We start from the raw sequence: 20,226 nt of genomic DNA on the forward strand, positions 1-20,226 counted from the left end.
AGAATTATTTATTATTTATTACTTCTATAGGTATACTATAGCTTTTGTAAGTTCCTCTATAAGAGTAATTTACATATATAAATGTTTTTCCAGCATTTAATGCCCTTATATTTCCATTTTCATCTATTGATAATATATTTTTGTCTTTTACATCATAGGTAATTTTGCTGCCTGGAATATTTGAATTTACATTTAAAAAATTAAATTCTCCTACAGGCATAATTCTGCTGTTTAAATTTATAGTTACAAATTCATTTTCTTCACAATATCCCCAAAAAGTTTTTATGTCATATTGGAAACTAATCCAAGAAGTTTTATCATTTAAATTTTCTCCAATGCCTATATCTGTTACTTCAGTTTTTCCTTTGTGATTTTCCACTACCTTTTTAGCTATTTTTAAAGCTTTTTCTTGTTCTTCTGGTCTTATATATACTTTGTTTACATGATGTTTTAATCCTGTTTCTATTTTATTGTAAAGGAAATCTGCCTCTTTATCTTCTACGTAAAATTTATATACCATTCTTTTGTTTAAATTATCTCCGTATATAGATTTTAATCCTTTGTTTAAAACTATGTAATAAATTTTATTACTATCATATTCTTCTTTTGGTGCATCTATAATTATAAATTTTTCATCTAATTTCCAAAGGTATACTTCTGCAGGTATTGTGTTGCATTTTTCATCAATTACAGTTACATTGTCTTTTACTGTAGATGGGTCTACTTTCATGTTGAGTTTTATGGTCCATGTTTTTTGGGCTTTTACTACTTTGTCATTAGCTTCTACACTATAATTTACTTTAAATAAAAAAAACATTACTAAAAATAAAGTTAATGCTATATTGAACTTTTTACATATTTTTTCCAATTTAATCACCTCTTAATATTTATTATCGATATTTTAACAAACACTTTAATGGAATTTTATAACAACATCTTGGGATTTATATTCTATATATAGTAAATTCTATTAAAAAAGCTTAAATCCTTTAAGTTAAACACTGTTAAATAATTCCTAGGATTTAAGCTTTAAATTTAATTTGAAATATTTATTTTATTTAAAAATGATAGTAAGTATTTAGATGTTATACCTACAAATACTCCTGTACCTAATGAAACTGCTAAAAGTATAGGAAGGTATAAAAACATTTTTATGTTTTCAACTACTAGGGATGCTACAATAACTTGACCTATATTGTGAAAAGCTGCTCCCACTACACTTACTCCTATAATACTTATATTTTCTCTTCCTATTTTTTTAATAAAATACATAGATATTAAACTTAAAATTCCTCCAGAAAAGCTGTATAAAAAACTACTTAAAGAACCTCCAAACATACTGACTAAAAGTATTCTAATTAAAACCACCATTAATGTATCTTTAAATCCAAAAATATATAAGGATACTATGGTTATTATATTAGCAAGACCTAATTTTGCTCCTGGTGCAATAAAAGGCACTGGTATAGATCTTTCTATAATATTTAAAGCTAATGCCTGGGCAATAAGTAATGATATAAATACCATTTTCTTTGTGTTTGTCATAATAATTGCCTCCTTGCAATTTTAATAAGAAATTTCATCTATATTAGATTTTTTGTGGGATTTAATTTCTATAAGTAACTTATGAGGAAGGCAAGCTATAGTTTCGCCTACATTTTCTATATAACCTTCTTTTACACATATTTGATTGTGACAATCAGATTCTAATATTCTTATTTTACCATGTTTTACTTCTATTATGTTTTCTCCTAAGTCTGTTTTTATATTAATTTTTTCTTTATAGTTTTTATCTTCTAAAGACACTGTTTTGTATAAATTACCTTTTACATATATTTCTGCATATTTATTTTCATAAGATTTTGAAAAATAAAATTTATATGCTAAAAAAGATACTCCAGATATTATAATTAAAGTTATTATTATAATCAAATCAAATTTTTTCATAATTTTCTCCTTATTATTTTTATACTTGATTTATTTTATCACATTAAATAATGTTCTTCAATTTGTTGAGTAGAATATAGATTATGTATTATAATGTAGTTATATTATTTTTACTATTTTCGTAAACTTTTAATAATTTATAAAACAAGGAGGCTTAAAAATGAAATTTAAAAACAAAGCATTTGTTTTTTTTATAATCGTTATTTCTTTTTTAGTAACGGCTATAGGTTGCTCAAAGAAATTTAATGAAAAAGATGCTAAAACTAAATCTGGATATGCCCTAGGAACTATTATTAATATAAAAGTATATGACAATGTGGATGATAAAGTTTTTGATGAAGTTTTTAAAAAGCTTAAAGAAATAGAAAATAAAATGAGTATTAATTTAAATACTAGTGAAGTTATAGATATAAATAATAAAGCTGGAGTAGACTATGCTAGTGTTTCTGAAGAAACTTTTTTTGTTATAAAAGAAGCTATTCATTATTCCTCTATATCTAACGGAAATTTTGATATTACTGTAGGTCCTTATGTTAAGCTTTGGAATATTGGCACAGATAAAGAAAGAATACCTTCTGAAAGTGAAATTAATAGCAATAAAGATTTAATAGGATATAAAAATATAATATTAGATGAAAATAATAAAAAAATAAAGCTTTCTAAAAAAGGTATGATTATTGATTTAGGTGCTATTGCAAAAGGCTATGCTGCTGATGAAGTTTATAAAATTCTTAAGAAAAATGGAATAAACCATGCTATTGTAAATCTTGGTGGTAATATATTTGCCCTAGGTTCTAATCCTAAAGGAGAGCCTTGGAAAATAGGTGTACAAAATCCTCTTACTAAAAGAGGTAATTCTATAGGAACTTTAGATATTAATAATCAATCTGTAGTTACTTCTGGTATATATGAAAGGTATTTTGAGAAAGATGGAAAAAGGTATCATCATATTATAAATCCTTTTACAGGCTATCCTGTAGATAGCAATTTAGCTAGTGTAACTATTATAAGTGATAAATCCATAGATGGAGATGCTTTATCCACAGCCACATTTTGTTTAGGTGTGGATAAGGGTATGAAGCTTGTGGAAAACTTAAGAGATGTAGATGCTATATTTGTTACAAAAGATTCTAAGGTATATGTAACTTCTGGAATCAAAGATAATTTTAAAATAACAAATACAAGCTTTAAGTTAGTTAAGAGTTGAGAGTTGAGAGTTAAGAGTTGATGTGGATTTATTTCGTTCCTCAATAAATCTGGAGTTTTTATTTTTTTAATTTTCTATTATAAATTTAGTTGAAAATTTTATTCCGATTTTACACATCAACTCTCAACAATTTCGATTTATTGAGGCACGAAATAAATCCACATTAACTCTTAACTCCTAACTCTTAACTCTCAACTAAAAAAGAAGCTTAAAAAAGAAGCTGTCTACCGACAGCTTCTTTTTTAAGCTTCTTTTTTCAATAGCTTAGAAATTGCTTTTGTTGGGCATTTTTGTGTACATAATCCGCATTGTACACATTTTTCGTAATCAACTTTAGCAAGGTTGTTTTCCATTACTATGGCTTCTTTTGGACATACTTTTGCACATAGTCCACAGCCTAAACATCCTGCTGAACAATTGTTTTTAACTTCTATACCCTTGTCATGTGAGTTACATTGAACACGTACTCTCTTTGATACTGGTACTAATTCAATAACGTTCTTTGGACAAGTATTTGCACAGGCTCCGCAGCCTACACATTTATCTTCATCTATATTTGCTATTCCGTCTTTTATTTCTATTGCTCCAAATTGACAAGCCTTTACACAGCTTCCTAGTCCTAAACATCCAAAGGAACAAGCTTTAGCTCCTCCTCCTGGTATTAAAGCTGCATCTCTACAGTCTTGTAGACCTGCATATATATTTTTATCTTTTGCATTGTTGCAAGTTCCGTTACATTTTACAAAAGCTTTCTTTGGTTCGCTTTCGTCTACTTCAAGTCCCATTACTTCAGCTATTTTTTCTACAGCTGCTGCTCCACCAACGGCACAACAGTTTGGTGGTGCTGCTCCTTCAACTACTGCTTGTGCATAAGCATCACAACCTGCAAATCCACAACCACCGCAGTTAGCACCTGGAAGAGCTTCTCTTACCTTTGGAACTCTTTCGTCTACTTCTACAGCGAATTTTTTAGATGCATATCCAAGAAGCATGCCTATTGCCAATCCCATACATCCTAAGCTTAATATCGGATAAGCTAATTCTTTTATATCCAATTTCTACACCTCCTTAATGTATTAATCCTTGGAATCCTAAGAATGCTAATGACATTAATCCAGCTGATATAAGTGTTATAGGGAATCCCTTTAACGCTTCTGGTAAATTTGGGTTTGAGTCTATTCTTTCTCTTAATCCTGCAAGTAAAACTATTGCTAGGAAGTAACCTAATGCAGCTGCAACACCATTAACAACAGATTCTATTAAGTTGTATTTTTCGTTCATGTTAATTATAGCAGCACCTAGAACGGCACAGTTTGTAGTTATTAATGGAAGATATATTCCTAGAGCTTTGTATAAGCTTGGACTTTTCTTTTTAATAACCATTTCAACGAACTGAACTAGTGCAGCAATAACTAATATAAAGGCTATATTATACAAATACTCAATGTGCAATGGTACTAATATTAAGTTATATACTAAATAAGCCATAAGAGATGCAAGTCCCATAACGAATGTAACTGCAAGTCCCATTCCTGTAGCAGTTTCTGTTTTTTTAGAAACTCCAAGGAATGAACATATACCAAGGAACCTAGACATAACGAAGTTATTTATTAATATTCCACTTATTAATATAGTAAATATTTTCATATTTCTCCACCTTTCTTTATGAATTTAGACACCTATTATTTTCCTTCTTTCTTTAATCTTCTTACATTAAGTAAAGCCATTAATATTCCTAGAGTAAAGAAAGCACCTGGCGCCAAAATCATAATTAAAGCAGGTTGGTATGATGGCGGCATTATTTGCATACCAAAAACTTTACCAACTCCTAGTAATTCTCTTATTACACCTAAAACAGTTAATGCAACAGTAAATCCAAGTCCCATTCCAAGTCCATCAAATATAGAAGCTATTACACCGCTCTTATTTGCATAAGCTTCTGCTCTACCTAATATTACACAGTTAACAACTATAAGAGGAATAAATATTCCTAGTGACTTTGAAAGTGCTGGTGAAAAACCTTTCATAAGTAAATCTAGTAATGTAACTAATCCTGCTATTATAACTATATATGCAGGTATACGAACCTTATCTGGTATTACTTTTCTAAGTAAAGATATAAGAGCATTGGAGGCCATTAATACTGCTGTAGCAGCTAGTCCCATTCCTATACCATTTGTAGCACTTGTAGTAACAGCTAGTGTTGGACACATAGCAAGTACTTGAACAAATATAGGGTTTTCTTTAACGATACCATTATAAATTCTTTCGCCTACTACACCCATTATTTATTTCCTCCTTTCAACTTAGTTTCATAATATTTAATTGCTTCATTAACACCTGAAGTTACACCTTTTGATGTAATAGTTGCACCTGTTATAGCTGAAATTTCAGTATCCTTTGATGCAGTTCCTTTTACAACACTTAATTCTGTAGCTGGTTTGTCTTTATATTGTCCATAAAATTTTGGATCTTCAGAGTTAGCTCCAAGTCCTGGAGTTTCTGAGTGTGATAATATTTTTATTCCTGTAACTTTATCTTCTGTAGAAATACCTACAACTATTTCTATTTTTCCACCATATCCTTTTGGTTTAACCTTTATGCAGTATCCTTCTACTTTATCTCCACTAACACCTTTGTTTATTTCTTGTACTATAGAAGTGTCAGGAAAAGTAACGTCTTCTTTTTTAAATTCTGCTGCTTGAGGTAATATTTCTTTCATTGCCTCATTATTTGTAACTATTGCTTGTTGTTCAATAGGCTCTTTTGTTACAAGATAAGCCTGAGCAATTAAAAAAGCTGTAACTGCTGTAATTGCTAAAAGTATTAATCCTAATTTACTATTTTCCTTCATTTACTTCACCCCCCCAAATACTTTTGGAGCTGTGTATTTTTCAATTAGAGGTACAAATAAATTCATGAATAATATTGAATATGATACACCTTCTGGATATCCTCCAAATATACGAATAACAGTTGCTATAATACCACAACCAAGTCCAAATATAAGTTGTCCCTTTGGTGTAATTGGTGATGTAGTATAGTCAGTTGCCATGAAGAAAGCTCCAAGCATTAATCCACCGACAAATATTTCATATACTGGATTAGCTGTTCCAAATCCATTTCTTCCTAAAATGAAAGTTAAAACAAATACTGTTCCTATATAAGCAGTTGGTATTCTCCAAGAAATTACCCTTTTATATATTAAATAAAGTCCACCTAATATTAGTGCTAAAGCAGATGTTTCACCTATACATCCACCTATGTTTCCTATAAACACGTTTGCTAAGCTAGGTAATTCGCCTTGTCCACTTTTTAAAATTCCTAAAGGAGTAGCTGTTGTAACACCGTTTAATGTCCAAGTAGTCATTTGTACTGGCCAAGATGCTAGTAAAAATGCTCTTGCTGCTAATGCAGGGTTTACAAAGTTAGCTCCTATACCACCAAACATTTGTTTAACTATAATAATTGCAAAAAATCCGCCTACTACCGGCATCCATAGTGGTATTGATGGTGGTAAGTTAAAAGCTAGTAAAAGTCCTGTTACTGCAGCACTATAATCATTTATTGCAATAGGTTTATGTGTGCATTTTTGCCATAGTGCTTCTGCAGCTATACAGGAAGCTACTGATATAACCATAACTAACAACGCCTGGAATTTAAAAAAGTATATTCCGGCAATTGCTGCTGGAAGTAACGCAATCAATACATCTCTCATTATACCCGCTACTGTATCTTTTGAACGAATATGTGGAGATGAGGAAACTGTATATAATGTTTCAGACATATAAAATTCCTCCTTGCTAATTTTCTAAAATGTATTATTTTTTCTTTCTATTAGCTAATATAGTTCTCTTTGTAGTACGGAAAGATTGAACTAAATGACGTTTAGCTGGACATGCAAATGAACAACATCCACATTCTATACAATCTAATCCACTTACTTTTTCGTATTCTTCAAGCTCGCCTCTTACAGCAAACATATTCATAATGGATGGCTGTAATCCCATTGGACATACTTCTACACATTTTCCACAACGAATACAATTTGTTTCTTCTGGAATTTCTCCTTCTGCTTTTGTTAAACAAAGTATGGAAGAAGAACCCTTTATTACAGGAACATCTATTGAACTCATAGCCATTCCCATCATTGGTCCACCTGCTATTACTTTAATTGGATCTTCTTTAAATCCACCACAGGCTTCAACTAATTCTCTAAAACTCATACCTAATCTTACTCTAAAGTTTTTAGGTTCTTTTATAGCTCCTCCTGTTACAGTAACAACTCTGCTTATAAGTGGTGATCCATTTAATACTGCATTTTGTATTGCATAAGCAGTTTGTACGTTTTGTACTATACATCCCACGTCTGCAGGTAATTTTCCTGAAGGTACTTCTCTTCCTGTTATTGCATATATTAATTGTTTTTCAGCACCTTGTGGATATTTTGTTGCCATTTCACAAACTTTTATATTAGATATGCCTTCTGCAGCTTTTTTTATTGCTTTTATAGCATCTGGTTTGTTGTTTTCTATTGCAATGTAACCCTTTGCTTCTGGGAACATGTGTAATATGATTTTTAAACCTTCAACTACTTTGTCGCCATTTTCTAATAAAGTTCTATGGTCACAAGTTAAGTACGGTTCACATTCTGCACCATTTATTATAATTGAATCGATATTTTTATCTGGTGGAGGTGCAAGTTTTACATGAGTAGGGAATGTAGCACCACCCATACCAACTACCCCTGCTTCTTGAATAATCTTTAATATTTCGTCTTTTGATAAATTTTTATAGTCTTCTCTTTTAGTCATTTCTACTTCTTCGTATTGTCCATCGTTTTCTATGATTATTGACAATACTTTAGTACCGTTAGAATGAGGCATTGGCTTTATATCTTTAACAGTTCCAGAAACACTACTAAAAATTGCAGCAGATACAAAACCTTTTGGCTCACCAATTTTCTGTCCAACTAGTACTTTATCACCTTTTTTTACTATAGGCTCACATGGCGCACCTATGTGTTGTGACATAGGATACACTAACTCACCTTTTGGTAATAGTTCTTCTATAGCTTTGCTATTGCTTAACTCTTTACCATATGGTGGATGTATGCCTCGTTTAAAAGTTAATGCATTCATACAACTCCTCCTATTCTTTTTAAATAGCATGAATTATAGTTTAATAAGTCTATAATTTATATGCTACTATATATTTATATAAATAATGTTTCTCCCCATAACTTTAAAATATTATTTTTTAACTATATATAGTTAAAAAAAATAATATTTTATTGAGCAGAAATATATTGTGCACTAAGTTCAAAAAATTAAAGTAACAGTAATTGAAAAGAATTATTTGAAATTTCAAATAAATGCTATTAATTAATTATAATTATGATATTATGTTGACTTTATAATTACATTATAATACAAATATAAACAAAATGGTAGTGTAAAATAGTTGATAAAAATTACACATTAACATAAAGCATTAAATTATAGTATTAATAAATATTTATTCCAATCTATAATAACTTTCAAATTACTATTATATATATTTTTTTTACTCTATAATATAACTATTTGTACTATATTAAATTTTCAGTAAACTTTGTTTAAGTATATAGGTAACCCTCTATATTATATAATTATATTTTACACAATTCAATAGAATTATATATTTTTGTAATTATATATCACATATTTGTTATTTTTATTTATTTATGTCGCATATTATTAACAAATTCAAAAAAACAAAATAGAAAATAATTGAAAATAATCTGTATAAAAATATAATATAGTAACATAAAGAAAGTTTGTAAATAATTTGAATGAATTTTAGACAATCTTAGAAGAAAAAATAAAAAAACTCCGTAATTCATCACAGGACGTGATGAGCCAATTTCCGCCCCAAGGACGGGGCATAAATTGGGTAGGAGTTTTTTTATTTTTTATTCTTAGATTGTCTTAATGAAATGACTTATTTACAAACTTTCTTTATGTTACTATATTATATTTTTATACAGATTATTTTTTATTATTTTCTATTTGCAAATTATATCAATGATTTTTTATTTATCACATTGACTTAAGTGTACCCATACATTTTTCTTTTTTTGTAGTTTTGTATTATAATAAAATCAGTTAAAAAAGTATATGTTTACAAGGGAGGATTTTTTATGAATATATGTGAATTAAATACAAGCTTAGCCGAAAAATTAAAAGGCGGAGTTATTATGGATGTAGTAAACGTAGAACAAGCTAAAATTGCTGAAAAAGCAGGAGCTTGTGCAGTAATGGCTCTTGAAAGAGTTCCCGCAGACATTAGAAAACAAGGTGGGGTTGCTAGAATGTCTGACCCTAAAATGATTAAGGAAATAAAAGAAGCTGTATCTATACCTGTTATGGCTAAGGTAAGAATAGGTCATTTTGTAGAAGCTCAAATATTAGAAGATATAGCTATAGATTTTATAGATGAAAGTGAAGTTTTAACACCAGCAGATGAATCTTATCATATAAATAAATTTGACTTTAAAGTACCTTTTGTTTGTGGAGCTAGAAATTTAGGAGAAGCTTTAAGAAGAATTGGTGAAGGTGCTGCTATGATAAGAACAAAAGGAGAAGCAGGAACTGGAAATGTAGTAGAAGCAGTAAAACACATGAGATGTATGATGGAGCAAATAAGAAAAGTTAAAAATGCTCCTAAAGAAGAGCTTATGGCAATTAGCAAGGAATTAAGTGCACCTTATGATTTAGTAGAATATGTTTGGGAAAATGGAAAACTTCCTGTAGTAAATTTTGCAGCAGGTGGAATAGCTACTCCTGCAGATGCAGCTCTTATGATGCAATTAGGTTCTGAAGGTGTTTTTGTAGGTTCAGGAATATTTAAATCTCAAAATCCTGAAGCTAGAGCAAAAGCAATAGTTTTAGCTGCAGCTAATTTTAATAATCCAAAAGTACTTGCAGAAGTTTCACAAGACCTTGGATATGCTATGGATGGTTTAGAATTAAGTGAAATTAAGGATAGATATTCAGAAAGAGGCTGGTAATATTTTTAGGCTGTGATAAATAAAAAATAATTGATATAATTTGCAAATAGAAAACAATTGAAAATAATCTATATAAAAATAATAAGACAATAGCATAAAGAAAGTTTGTAAATAATTAGAATGAATTTTAGAGACTCTTAGAATAAAAAATAAAAAAACTCCGTAATTCATCACAGGACGTGATGAGCCAATTTCCGCCCCAAGGACGGGGCATAAATTGGGTAGGAGTTTTTTTATTTTTTATTCTTAGAGTGTCTTAATGAAATGACTTATTTACAAACTTTCTTTATGCTATTGTCTTATTATTTTTATATAGATTATTTTCAATTGTTTCCTATTTGCAAATTATATCAATTATTTTTTATTTATTACAGCCTATATTTTATAATAATATTCTCTGGTGTTTTTTGAAATAGTTTTAAATTCGTAGCCTAAATTTTTGTAATAATCTATTATTGGCTTTAATGCTATAATTGTGTTTTGGTTATTAGAATTAGTGTGTGCTAATATTATTACTCTGGTGCAATCTTTCCTGCATTTTTTTGCATTTTCCAGTAATTTACGTGGTGATAAATTAGGATACATTCCATCTTTTAAGTCTACATTCCAATCATATACTTTAAATTTTTGATTATGTAGACTTTCCAACATATTTTCATTTAATCTACCTGCACTACCTCCAGGAAATCTTATAATATTTGAATTGTATCCTGTAATTTCTTTTACTTTATTTTGTGTTTCAATCATTTCATTTATAAAATTATCATTATTAGAATATATTTTCTTTAAATCATGAGTATAAGTGTGAAGACCTATTCCATGACCTTCTTTACATATTCTTTTTAAAATTTCCTCTCTACCTTCTATTTCTTTTCCAACTACAAAAAATGTGGCTTTAATATTATTTTCTTTTAAAACATCTAGTATTTCATCAGTTATAACTGGAATAGGACCATCATCAAATGTTAAATAAACTTCTTTTTTAGTCTTATCTTCTGAAGTATTAACTACTTTTATATTATTATTTAAATTTACGTTTTTAAATAATAATATTGAAAATAAAGAAATACAAAGTAAAAACAATATAATTATTTTTTTTGATTTATTAAAATTCATTGTTAATTCATATCCTTTCAGACATTTTTAATCATTTATGTGTATAAGATAAAAACTTACATTTTTATTTACCCAGCCTAAGTCCCAAGGAACATGATATCTACATATAGTATGAGAATTTACCATTGGATACCCATGAGAATCCCATGCTGTTACTATAGAAAAATGATCCATATTATTATTTATTGCATATCCTATAAGGTCTCCTGTTTCTAATTTTTGTACTGCTACACAGGATTCTTCTGATGCTGGAGTTGTTAATTCTTTAAAATTTCCTTTCTTTATTAATCTTCCTTTTCCACTATATAGTAAATAGTTTTTAAAAGCATCTGCGTTAATCCATGAAGTACTTCCTGAACCACTGCCATATTTAGAATACTGATAATTCCAGCTACCTGTAAATTTTAATCCTCCTGCTTCTTTATCTCCTAATACTTGAGATGAAAAATTTGTGCAATCTCCACCTTGCCCTGTATAGTTTCTATATTTTTTATTATGGGTAAATTTATTTCCACTACCCCAAGGTACTCCACAGTATTTATCTGCATATTCTACTGCCTTTACTCTATTGTATCTTCCTTCACTATTAATAGATTTGCTTTTATCACATTTAGGTAATTCAATTTTAGTTTCCCTGCTTTCATATTTTGTAACTTTTATATCTCCTGAATAAGATTTAAGAGCATCTTCAAAGCAATCTAAATAATAGTCATTATGAATAATCCATTTGTCATCTTTTTTATTTAAAATCATATAGTGATTTAACAATACACCAAAAGAATTTGTTACAGCATTTTCATCTTCTTCATATATATAATCAAATTTATATTCCTCATCTACTATCATTTTTATACCCTTACTTACTGGATATATTTTTTTTACATTTATAGTAGGTTTTATGCTAGTAAATTTTATTCCCATTTTATGTGCCCAATCATTTATATATTTTATTCTCTTTACTTCATGTTGCAAACACCACTTTCCATACTTTTGAGATGTATCAAAATATTGAGGAAGAGTTTCTAATTCTCCAGTAATAAAAGCATTACATCTTTCATTAAATATATGCTGTACTCTATCTTTTAGCTCTTTTTCATTATAATCTTCTGTAGAAATTTTAAATACATTAGTATCTATGTTTTTAGGTATCGTTATTTTTGTAGTGAAATTTAAACTAAATATCAGCACAATAAAAATAATTATATTTATTACCTTTTTCACAAATCTACTCTCCTTTTTATTATTCTTATAATAATATTTCCAAATTACAATATTAAATTTAATGAACTTTTTTGAAATTAAATTTAATTTCAAATAGATTGTTGAATTAAAAATGATTAAAAATAATCTGTATAAAAATAATAATACAGCCTCATAAAGAGAGTTTGGAAATAATTTGAATGAATTTTAGACAATCTTAGAATAAAAAATAAAAAAACTCCGTAATTCATCACAGGACGTGATGAGCCAATTTCCGCACCAAGGACGGTGCATAAATTGGGTAGGAGTTTTTTTATTTTTTATTCTTAGAGTGTCTTAATGAAATGACTTATTTCCAAACTCTCTTTATGAGGCTGTATTATTATTTTTATACAGATTATTTTTAATCATTTTTAATTCAATAATCTATTTGAAACTTGGTTTTTTTTCACACTTTTTGCTTTTTTTAATATACTATTATTAGAAACGCAAAATACAAAAAAGAAGTTGGTGTTAATTATGTTTTGTAATCCTTGTAGTTTAATACTTCTTTTATTAATACTGCAAAATTGTGGCTGTCAAAGCAGTTGCAAATGCGTAGTAAACACAAGAAGACCAAGTTGTCACCATAAACACCATTGTCATTCCAGAGATAGAGGTGGATGTGGTTCAGTGACTATTCACCCAAAGAAAACAAATGTGTTTATTCAGTGTCCTAAGTAAATTCAAAAGAGGTGAAAGAAATGAAAGATTTTGATAAAAATTTAAATATTAATGAAATATTTGAAGAAAGTGCTTGTGATGATGCTAGAGGTGGATGGGGCAGACCATCTCAATGTGGTAAAGTAGAAATTGATTGTAATACTGTGAATATTTATATAACATGTGGAAGATAATTTGAAAATATTAAGGAAGTTGGTTTATCCAACTTCCTTTTATAATTTATATTTCATAATCTACAACTATTCTATTTTCACTAACCTTTTTTACAAAACCTGCTACTTTTAAATGCTCTGGATGATTTTGATATATATCTAAGGATTTTTGATCTTTAAATTCAGAGTATAACACTAAATCATAAGCTGCTTCACTTTTATTTATATCTATTCCTACTTCTATTGAATAAAGCTCAGCAATTACTCCTTTTAATAATTCAAGATCATTTTTTATTTTTTTAGCATTTTCAATTTTAGTTGAACCTTCTGCAGTGTCTTTTAGTTTCCACATTACAATATGTTTTATCATATATATTCCTCCTATATTGAATTATTAGTTATACTAATTTTACACTATTTTTTTTATTATAAAAATAGTATAAAATTAAATTTCTATAATTATCTTCTCATCTATTAAGTCTAATTTTATATGGTCTCCATCATTGAATTTTTTTTGAAGATATTGTTCTGTAATTTCGTCTTCTATATATTTTTGAATAGTTCTTCTTAAAGGTCTGGCTCCATATTTTTCATTATACCCAATTTTTAATATAAAATCTTTTACCTTTTGTGAAACTTCCATAGTAATGTTTTTTGATTTTATTTCTTCTTCTACTTCTTTAAGCATAATATCTATAATTTTACTTAGCTCTTCTTTTTTAAGAGATTTAAATACAATTATTTCATCTAGTCTATTTAAAAATTCAGGTCTAAAGTGTTCTTTAAGAGATTCCCTTACTTTATTTTCTACTACATTATAATTTTCTTGAGCAAATCCTATAGATGGATTTTTAAAGCTAGTGCCTGAATTAGATGTCATTATCACTATGGTATTTTCAAAAAATACAGTTCTGCCTTGACTGTCTGTAAGCCTTCCATCTTCAAGTATTTGAAGAAGCATATTAAACACATCGCTATGAGCTTTTTCTATTTCGTCAAATAATATAATAGAGTAAGGTTTTCTTCTTACTTTTTCTGTAAGCTGACCACCTTCATCATAGCCTACATATCCTGGAGGAGCACCTATTAGTTTTGCTACAGTGTGTTTTTCCATATATTCTGACATATCTATTCTAATTAAAGATTTTTCATCTCCAAAAAGTTCACAGGAAAGTGCTCTAACTAACTCTGTTTTTCCAACACCAGTAGGTCCTACAAACATAAATGAAGCTGGTTTTTTTCTCTTTTTAAATCCTAACCTATTTCGTCTTATAGCTTTAGAAATACTTGTAACAGCTTCATTTTGACCTATTACTCTTTTGTGAAGATTTTCTTCTAATTTTAAAAGTTTTTCTGTTTCTTTTTCAGTAATATTTTTTACTGGTATATTAGTCCAATCTTCTATTACAAAAGCTATATCTTCTTCAGTTAGCTTTACAGATTTGCACTTGTCTTTCATATTTTCTATTTCTTCTTGAATTTCATATTCATTTACTTTATACTCAGCAGCTTTTTTATAATCTGTATTTTTTGCTGCTACTTTCATTTTTTCTCGTAAATTTAATAATTCATTTTTTAATTCTTCTAATTTTACAAAGTTTTTATTTTTTAAATTTACACTAGAGCTGGCTTCATCTATAATATCAATAGCTTTATCTGGAAGAAATCTATCAGTTATATATCTTTTAGACATTTTAACTGCTGTTTCTATTACTTTATTTGGTATTTTTACTTTATGATAGTCTTCATAATGTTCTTTTATACCTTTTATTATTTTTATAGTTTCTTCTATTGTAGGTTCTTCTATAATTACAGTTTGAAATCTTCTTTCAAGAGCAGAATCTTTTTCTATAAATTTTCTGTATTCGTCTAATGTGGTAGTGCCTACTACTCTTATATCTCCATTGGCAAGAGCTGGTTTTAGTATATTTGCTGCATTCATAGCTCCACCATTTATATCTCCTACTCCCACAATGCTGTGAATTTCATCTATTACAAGGATTATGTTGCCATCTTCTTTTACTTCTTTAATTATATTCTTCATTCTACTTTCAAATTGACCTCTAAATTGAGTTCCTGCCACTACAGAAGTAAGGTCTAGAAGATAAACTTCTGCATTTAATAATTTTAAAGGTACTTGCTTTTCAACTATTTTAATTGCAAGATATTCTGCTATTGCAGTTTTTCCCACACCAGGTTCTCCAATAAGCACTGGATTATTTTTTGTTCTTCTATTTAGTATTTTTATTACTCTGTCTATTTCTTTTTTTCTTCCCACTACTTTATCTATTTTTTTAGAAATTGCTTTTTGGTTAAGATTTATTCCATAAGTGTCTAAATACATTCTTTTCTTTTCTACTTTTTTATATTCTACTTCTGTTTCAATTTTTTCACTAAGGTAATCTTCATCTTCTGAAAGTCCAAATATATTTTCTATTAGACGACCAAATACTTTTTTATCATCTATTTCTTCTGGTTTTACAACTATTTCTTTAATTTCTTCTGAACTAATGTCTTTAAAAATATTATTTATTTTCTCTGTTAGTCCATCTGTATCTTTTGAACTTACACCTAAATCTCCTATAAGTTTGTTAACCTCAGATACTCCTAGCTCTTCAGCACATTTAGCACATAATCCAATCATTTTAGATTTTCCATTTTCAATTTTCGCTGTGAAAATAATTGCAACATTTTTATGACATATATCACATAATTTCATATAAACCACCTTATCTCTTAAATTGCTAAACTTATTAATTGCAGTATACCATATTTTACTCAATAATATTATATTATATTATTTATTTATTTTTATTTTTTTCTATTTAATCTATTACATATATTTTCTCCTATAAGTTAATAATAATTTTGTAACAATTTATTATAAAAATTAGGAGGTACAATGTATGATGAATAATCCTGGTAACAAACAAATTGAAGCTAATAACTTAAAAGTGCTTAAAGACCAACTTGAATATGAATCTTTAATGAATAAAAAATTTAGTGAATGCTCAAATCAAATTACTGATACTCAAATAAAGTCTTTATGTAATGAAGCTTCTCAAGTTCATAAGCAAAACTTTAATAATCTTAAATCTTATCTAGATTCTCATCAATAAAAATAAAATATAGGAGGAATATATAATGAAGGATAAGGAATTATTACAGGATCTTCTTACTAGTGAAAAACAAGTTATATCAGCTTATAGTACAGGAATTACAGAAAGTTCTTGTCAAAATCTTAGAAATACTTTAGTTGATAATTTTAAAAATGCAGAAAATATTCAGTTTAAAGTTTTTGATACTATGAAACAAAAAGGATGGTATTCTACAAAGGATGCACCAGCTAATGAAGTTCAGCAACTTAAAAATGAATCTACTCAAATGTTAAATGAATTAAAGTAGCTTTTTCAAAATAGCTCTGCTAAATTTGGCAGAGCTATTAAAATAAAAAATGTAAAAAGTCTAATTTTGCATTTACATGAATATTTTTCAGGAAATATTTTAATTTATTATAAGCATACTATATTTAAAAGCTTTATTTATTAATAAAATTGGAGATGTATATTATGAATTTATTTTTATTTTTTGTAATTATTATTTTATTAATATTATTATTAATTATAATATTTCCCGTAAAAATTATATTTGATTTTAATTCCAAAGTTTTTAAATTTAATGTAAAAATTTTATGGCTTTATCCTTTTTTTAAAGCAACAATAAATGAAAATTCTAAAGGTATATTAGAATTTTATTTGTTTAATAAAAAAGTTTTAACTAAAAATTTAATAAAAAATTTAAAGTATAAACATAATATTAAATTTATAAAGCAAATTCAGCCTAAATACTTTAATTTACAACTTTCTTATGGATTTAAAGATCCTTCAATTACTGGAGTTGTATGTGGAAGTGTTTATGCATTATCAAAATGTATAAATATAACTAATTTATGCAATAACCCAAATTTCAATGTAGATTCCACTTATGTTAATGTAAGTGGATTAATGGAGTTTAATGTTATTTCAACTGGTTTAAAATTATTAAATTTATATAAAAAAAATAATTTAAGACAAATGTCTTATGCAAACAAATAAAGGAGGAATTTTTAATGAATGGAAATGTATCTTTTTCACAAGATATGGATGCTTTATTTTCTGAATTAAAAGACTTTGTAAAAACAGAATCTATTATGGGAACACCACTTCCTGTTGGAGATAATACTTTAATTCCTGTAGTTTCAGTTACATTAGGCTATGGTAGTGGAAATAATGCAAAAAATGCCAATGCCAATGCAGCTCCTGGAGTAGGTATTGGTGCTAAAGTTTGTACTAATGCAGTAGTAGTTGTAAATAAAGATAATGTATCTATGCTACCTGTAAATGGGAAAGGAAATATGGATCAAGTAATGAATAATATACCTCAAATGATTTCAAATTTAAAACAATCTGCCTCTCAACAAAATATGCCTCAAGGTCAACAAAATCAGCCACAGCAAAATAACCAAAATCAGCAACAAAATAAGAAAAAATAACAAAAATGCTGGCATTAGTAGCCAGTATTTAAATTTATATATATATATCTGAAAATTCTATATTAACTTTTTCTCTATTCATATTATATATATAATCTCTTTCACAATCCTTATATTCTAATTTTTTTACAGGAAGTTTTATAATAAATTCACTTCCTTCTCCTAATTTGCTATTGACTTTAATAGTTCCTCCGTGCATTTCAACAAAAGCTTTTACAAGATATAACCCTATTCCACTGCCTTCTCTATTTCTCCTAAAAGTTTTATCTACTTGTCCAAATCTTTCAAATATAAGTTCCATTTTATCTTCTGGTATGCCTACTCCTGTATCTTTTACTAAAATATACATATCATTTATATTATCTTTTATTTTTACATATATACTACCACCACATTTAGTAAATTTAATAGCATTAGATAACAAATTTAATATAATTCTCTCCATTTTATTAGGGTCAAAAGCCATTACTTTTTCTTCTACATTAGTATCAAATATAAGCTCTATACCTTTAGTTTCCACATAAGAAGCAACAGATAATGTAATATCCTCTACAACACTTACAATATTGCAATTTCGCATAGAAGGCTGAATAAATCCAGAATCTAATTTAGTTATATCCAATAAATTATTAATTAATCTCATAAGTCTATAGCAATTTTGTTTAATAGTTTTTAAACACTTTTTTTGCTTATTATTAGATTTTTCATCTTTTGTATTATACAAATCCAATAATTGTATTCCTGAAAATATAACATTTAAAGGTGTTTTTAACTCATGGGATATATTAGCTAAAAATTCAGTAATAAGCTTGTTAATTTCTCTACTTTCATTTAGTAATTGAATATTTTTTTTCACATCTTTTTGAAGCTTTTCTACTTGCTTTTCTGATGTAATATCATGGATAATAGTTAAAATTGTTAATTTGCCTTCATATATAAAATATGTAGATGTATTTTGAGTTATAATAACTTCTTTATCATTTTTTATAATTTTATCTTCAAAAACTATTTTATTTACTTCTTTATTGCATAATTTTTTAAATTTTTCTCTTATTTCATCCTTATCTAAAAAAGAAGTAAAGTCTGATATACTTTTCCCAGTTAAATCTTTTTGATTATTGTATCCTAACAGTCTTAAAGCACTTTCATTTGCAAATATTAATTTATCTTTCCTATGTACTAATATAGAATCCTTTGAATTTTGAATAAGTAAATTATAACATTCCTCATTTTTTAATAACATATCCTCTATGTATTTACGCTGTTTATATTGATTGCTTAATTTCCCGTTTAATATTTTAAGCTGAGATTCTTTTTCTTTTAAATTTTCATTTTCTATTTTTACATAATACCCCAAAGGCCATGCTGTTAAAATAAAAACACCTGCTATTATTAAATCATTTTGAAAGTACATATTTATACCATTAATAACAGGTGCATAAACTAAATCTATAGCTAATATTATTACAGATGAAACTAAGGCTATAGTCATACCACATTTCATTCCCAACTCTATAGTTGATGTAATAATTATAAATAAAAATAAAAATTTATATTGACTCATATAAGTGCTGGATTTAATGATTATAGTAGCAAAAATAGCAATAAAAATAAAGCTTTCAATAATTTCAATGATTTTAATATATTTAAATCGGAATATTTTTATTGCAGAAAATGTCCATATCCAATATATAGTACCTGTTAAAAAAGTTAACAATGTTATTGATATTACATTGTAATAACCATCTTTTGTATTAACTATATAGTTATTATGATTAAAAAATTCATTGTAAATTACAATAGCACAAAAAAATAATATAGCTAATTTAACAATGGATATTATATTATATATATTTTTTTCTCTATCACATTTTTTTATACTCATTTTTTAAACACCTACTTAATTCCACAATATAGAACAATATAAGGATCCATTGGATCCTTATATGTTAAAATATTATTCTTCTCTAAGAGCTTTTGGTTCTTTAGGTTGATAAAAACTGCAAGTGCAAGCTGATGCGGATGTAGCAAGTGCAAAAAATGTGAATACTCCTGCTCCTAACCCTAATAATTTTTTAAATAATTTGTTTTTCATTTTTTAATAATCCCCCTTAGTTTTTTTATTTATAGCCGCTTGCAAAACCCTAAACCCGTTAGGGTTCAAGGATTTTTAAGCTTTATCAAAAAGGATTTCCCCCACTTAATGTCGAATATATATAATAATCACAAAATATAAATTCTTGGAGGTATCCTTATGATCAATATTAAAAACCAAATTCATCTCTGTGACGTTTATGAA

General features: G+C 27.5%; 23 protein-coding genes. 8 read left to right on the forward strand and 15 right to left on the reverse strand.

Features of this window, described 5'->3' with window-relative positions:
* Positions 1-4 precede the first annotated feature (4 nt).
* The 3 genes from CLOACE_RS07550 to CLOACE_RS07560 form a co-directional block, all read right to left on the reverse strand.
* Positions 5-868 carry an Ig-like domain-containing protein gene (locus CLOACE_RS07550; RefSeq protein WP_070110494.1) on the reverse strand — a complete coding sequence of 288 codons (864 nt, stop codon included), beginning with the start codon at positions 866-868 and terminating at the stop codon, positions 5-7.
* Positions 869-1,035: 167 nt separating this feature from the next.
* Positions 1,036-1,545: a Gx transporter family protein gene (locus tag CLOACE_RS07555; RefSeq protein WP_070110495.1), complete on the reverse strand. Its 510-nt coding sequence runs from the start codon at positions 1,543-1,545 to the stop codon at positions 1,036-1,038.
* A gap of 21 nt (positions 1,546-1,566) precedes the next feature.
* On the reverse strand, positions 1,567-1,947 hold the full coding sequence (locus CLOACE_RS07560; protein ID WP_070110496.1) for a NusG domain II-containing protein: 381 nt from the start codon (positions 1,945-1,947) through the stop codon (positions 1,567-1,569).
* A 160-nt stretch (positions 1,948-2,107) separates the two neighbouring features.
* On the opposite strand from CLOACE_RS07560, the gene CLOACE_RS07565 reads away from it, so the two are divergent.
* The gene (locus CLOACE_RS07565; RefSeq protein WP_070110497.1) at positions 2,108-3,154 is read left to right on the forward strand and encodes an FAD:protein FMN transferase; all 1,047 of its coding nucleotides are present in this window, start codon (positions 2,108-2,110) and stop codon (positions 3,152-3,154) included.
* Between the two features lie 242 nt (positions 3,155-3,396).
* On the opposite strand, the gene rnfB is transcribed toward CLOACE_RS07565, so the two are convergent.
* From rnfB to rsxC, 6 genes are read right to left on the reverse strand one after another with little or no spacing between them, the layout of a single operon-like run.
* Positions 3,397-4,203: an RnfABCDGE type electron transport complex subunit B gene (rnfB, locus tag CLOACE_RS07570; protein ID WP_070110514.1), complete on the reverse strand. Its 807-nt coding sequence runs from the start codon at positions 4,201-4,203 to the stop codon at positions 3,397-3,399.
* Between the two features lie 19 nt (positions 4,204-4,222).
* The gene (gene rsxA / locus CLOACE_RS07575; RefSeq protein ID WP_070110498.1) at positions 4,223-4,801 is read right to left on the reverse strand and encodes an electron transport complex subunit RsxA; all 579 of its coding nucleotides are present in this window, start codon (positions 4,799-4,801) and stop codon (positions 4,223-4,225) included.
* 35 nt (positions 4,802-4,836) lie between these two features.
* Entirely contained in the window at positions 4,837-5,439 is a 603-nt protein-coding gene (locus CLOACE_RS07580) for an RnfABCDGE type electron transport complex subunit E (protein ID WP_084027584.1), read from the reverse strand.
* Positions 5,439-6,008, reverse strand: coding sequence for an RnfABCDGE type electron transport complex subunit G (locus CLOACE_RS07585; RefSeq protein ID WP_070110500.1), 570 nt, complete (start codon positions 6,006-6,008; stop codon positions 5,439-5,441). Before CLOACE_RS07585 ends, CLOACE_RS07580 begins: the two co-directional genes overlap by 1 nt.
* On the reverse strand, positions 6,009-6,941 hold the full coding sequence (locus CLOACE_RS07590; protein WP_070110501.1) for an RnfABCDGE type electron transport complex subunit D: 933 nt from the start codon (positions 6,939-6,941) through the stop codon (positions 6,009-6,011). It abuts the gene before it with no gap.
* Between the two features lie 34 nt (positions 6,942-6,975).
* A complete protein-coding gene (gene rsxC / locus CLOACE_RS07595) occupies positions 6,976-8,295 on the reverse strand; it encodes an electron transport complex subunit RsxC (protein WP_070110502.1) in 1,320 nt (439 codons plus the stop codon).
* 1,040 nt (positions 8,296-9,335) lie between these two features.
* On the opposite strand from rsxC, the gene pdxS reads away from it, so the two are divergent.
* A complete protein-coding gene (pdxS, locus tag CLOACE_RS07600) occupies positions 9,336-10,205 on the forward strand; it encodes a pyridoxal 5'-phosphate synthase lyase subunit PdxS (RefSeq protein WP_070110503.1) in 870 nt (289 codons plus the stop codon).
* Between the two features lie 375 nt (positions 10,206-10,580).
* On the opposite strand, the gene CLOACE_RS07605 is transcribed toward pdxS, so the two are convergent.
* Positions 10,581-11,321 (reverse strand): polysaccharide deacetylase family protein, encoded by a 741-nt coding sequence (locus CLOACE_RS07605; protein WP_070110504.1) that lies wholly within the window; start codon positions 11,319-11,321, stop codon positions 10,581-10,583.
* Positions 11,322-11,348: 27 nt separating this feature from the next.
* Complete coding sequence (locus CLOACE_RS07610) at positions 11,349-12,542, reverse strand: amidase domain-containing protein (protein WP_070110505.1); 1,194 nt, start codon at positions 12,540-12,542, stop codon at positions 11,349-11,351.
* Between the two features lie 498 nt (positions 12,543-13,040).
* On the opposite strand from CLOACE_RS07610, the gene CLOACE_RS11665 reads away from it, so the two are divergent.
* Both CLOACE_RS11665 and CLOACE_RS11795 read left to right on the forward strand, forming a co-directional pair.
* Positions 13,041-13,244 (forward strand): hypothetical protein, encoded by a 204-nt coding sequence (locus CLOACE_RS11665; RefSeq protein WP_139141320.1) that lies wholly within the window; start codon positions 13,041-13,043, stop codon positions 13,242-13,244.
* 20 nt (positions 13,245-13,264) lie between these two features.
* A complete protein-coding gene (locus CLOACE_RS11795; protein ID WP_175429449.1) occupies positions 13,265-13,417 on the forward strand; it encodes a hypothetical protein in 153 nt (50 codons plus the stop codon).
* 46 nt (positions 13,418-13,463) lie between these two features.
* Here the strand turns inward: CLOACE_RS11795 and CLOACE_RS07615 are convergent, their stop codons facing one another.
* Entirely contained in the window at positions 13,464-13,766 is a 303-nt protein-coding gene (locus tag CLOACE_RS07615; RefSeq protein WP_070110506.1) for a Dabb family protein, read from the reverse strand.
* A gap of 75 nt (positions 13,767-13,841) precedes the next feature.
* Positions 13,842-16,115 (reverse strand): ATP-dependent Clp protease ATP-binding subunit, encoded by a 2,274-nt coding sequence (locus tag CLOACE_RS07620; RefSeq protein WP_070110507.1) that lies wholly within the window; start codon positions 16,113-16,115, stop codon positions 13,842-13,844.
* A 190-nt stretch (positions 16,116-16,305) separates the two neighbouring features.
* Between CLOACE_RS07620 and CLOACE_RS07625 the strand changes: the two genes are divergently transcribed.
* The 4 genes from CLOACE_RS07625 to CLOACE_RS07640 all read left to right on the forward strand — a co-directional run bounded on the left by CLOACE_RS07625 (position 16,306) and on the right by CLOACE_RS07640 (position 17,927).
* Positions 16,306-16,515 (forward strand): hypothetical protein, encoded by a 210-nt coding sequence (locus tag CLOACE_RS07625; protein ID WP_070110515.1) that lies wholly within the window; start codon positions 16,306-16,308, stop codon positions 16,513-16,515.
* 25 nt (positions 16,516-16,540) lie between these two features.
* Entirely contained in the window at positions 16,541-16,801 is a 261-nt protein-coding gene (locus CLOACE_RS07630; RefSeq protein ID WP_070110508.1) for a spore coat protein, read from the forward strand.
* A gap of 164 nt (positions 16,802-16,965) precedes the next feature.
* Positions 16,966-17,490, forward strand: a complete 525-nt coding sequence (locus CLOACE_RS07635) for a hypothetical protein (protein ID WP_070110509.1) — start codon at positions 16,966-16,968, stop codon at positions 17,488-17,490.
* 14 nt (positions 17,491-17,504) lie between these two features.
* Positions 17,505-17,927 carry a GerW family sporulation protein gene (locus CLOACE_RS07640; protein ID WP_070110510.1) on the forward strand — a complete coding sequence of 141 codons (423 nt, stop codon included), beginning with the start codon at positions 17,505-17,507 and terminating at the stop codon, positions 17,925-17,927.
* A 34-nt stretch (positions 17,928-17,961) separates the two neighbouring features.
* On the opposite strand, the gene CLOACE_RS07645 is transcribed toward CLOACE_RS07640, so the two are convergent.
* Complete coding sequence (locus CLOACE_RS07645; RefSeq protein WP_070110511.1) at positions 17,962-19,812, reverse strand: PAS domain-containing sensor histidine kinase; 1,851 nt, start codon at positions 19,810-19,812, stop codon at positions 17,962-17,964.
* Between the two features lie 72 nt (positions 19,813-19,884).
* Entirely contained in the window at positions 19,885-20,022 is a 138-nt protein-coding gene (locus tag CLOACE_RS07650) for a cyclic lactone autoinducer peptide (RefSeq protein ID WP_084027585.1), read from the reverse strand.
* Positions 20,023-20,226 lie beyond the last annotated feature (204 nt).

This window comes from Clostridium acetireducens DSM 10703, from assembly GCF_001758365.1.
Classification (GTDB): domain Bacteria; phylum Bacillota; class Clostridia; order Clostridiales; family Clostridiaceae; genus Clostridium_C; species Clostridium_C acetireducens.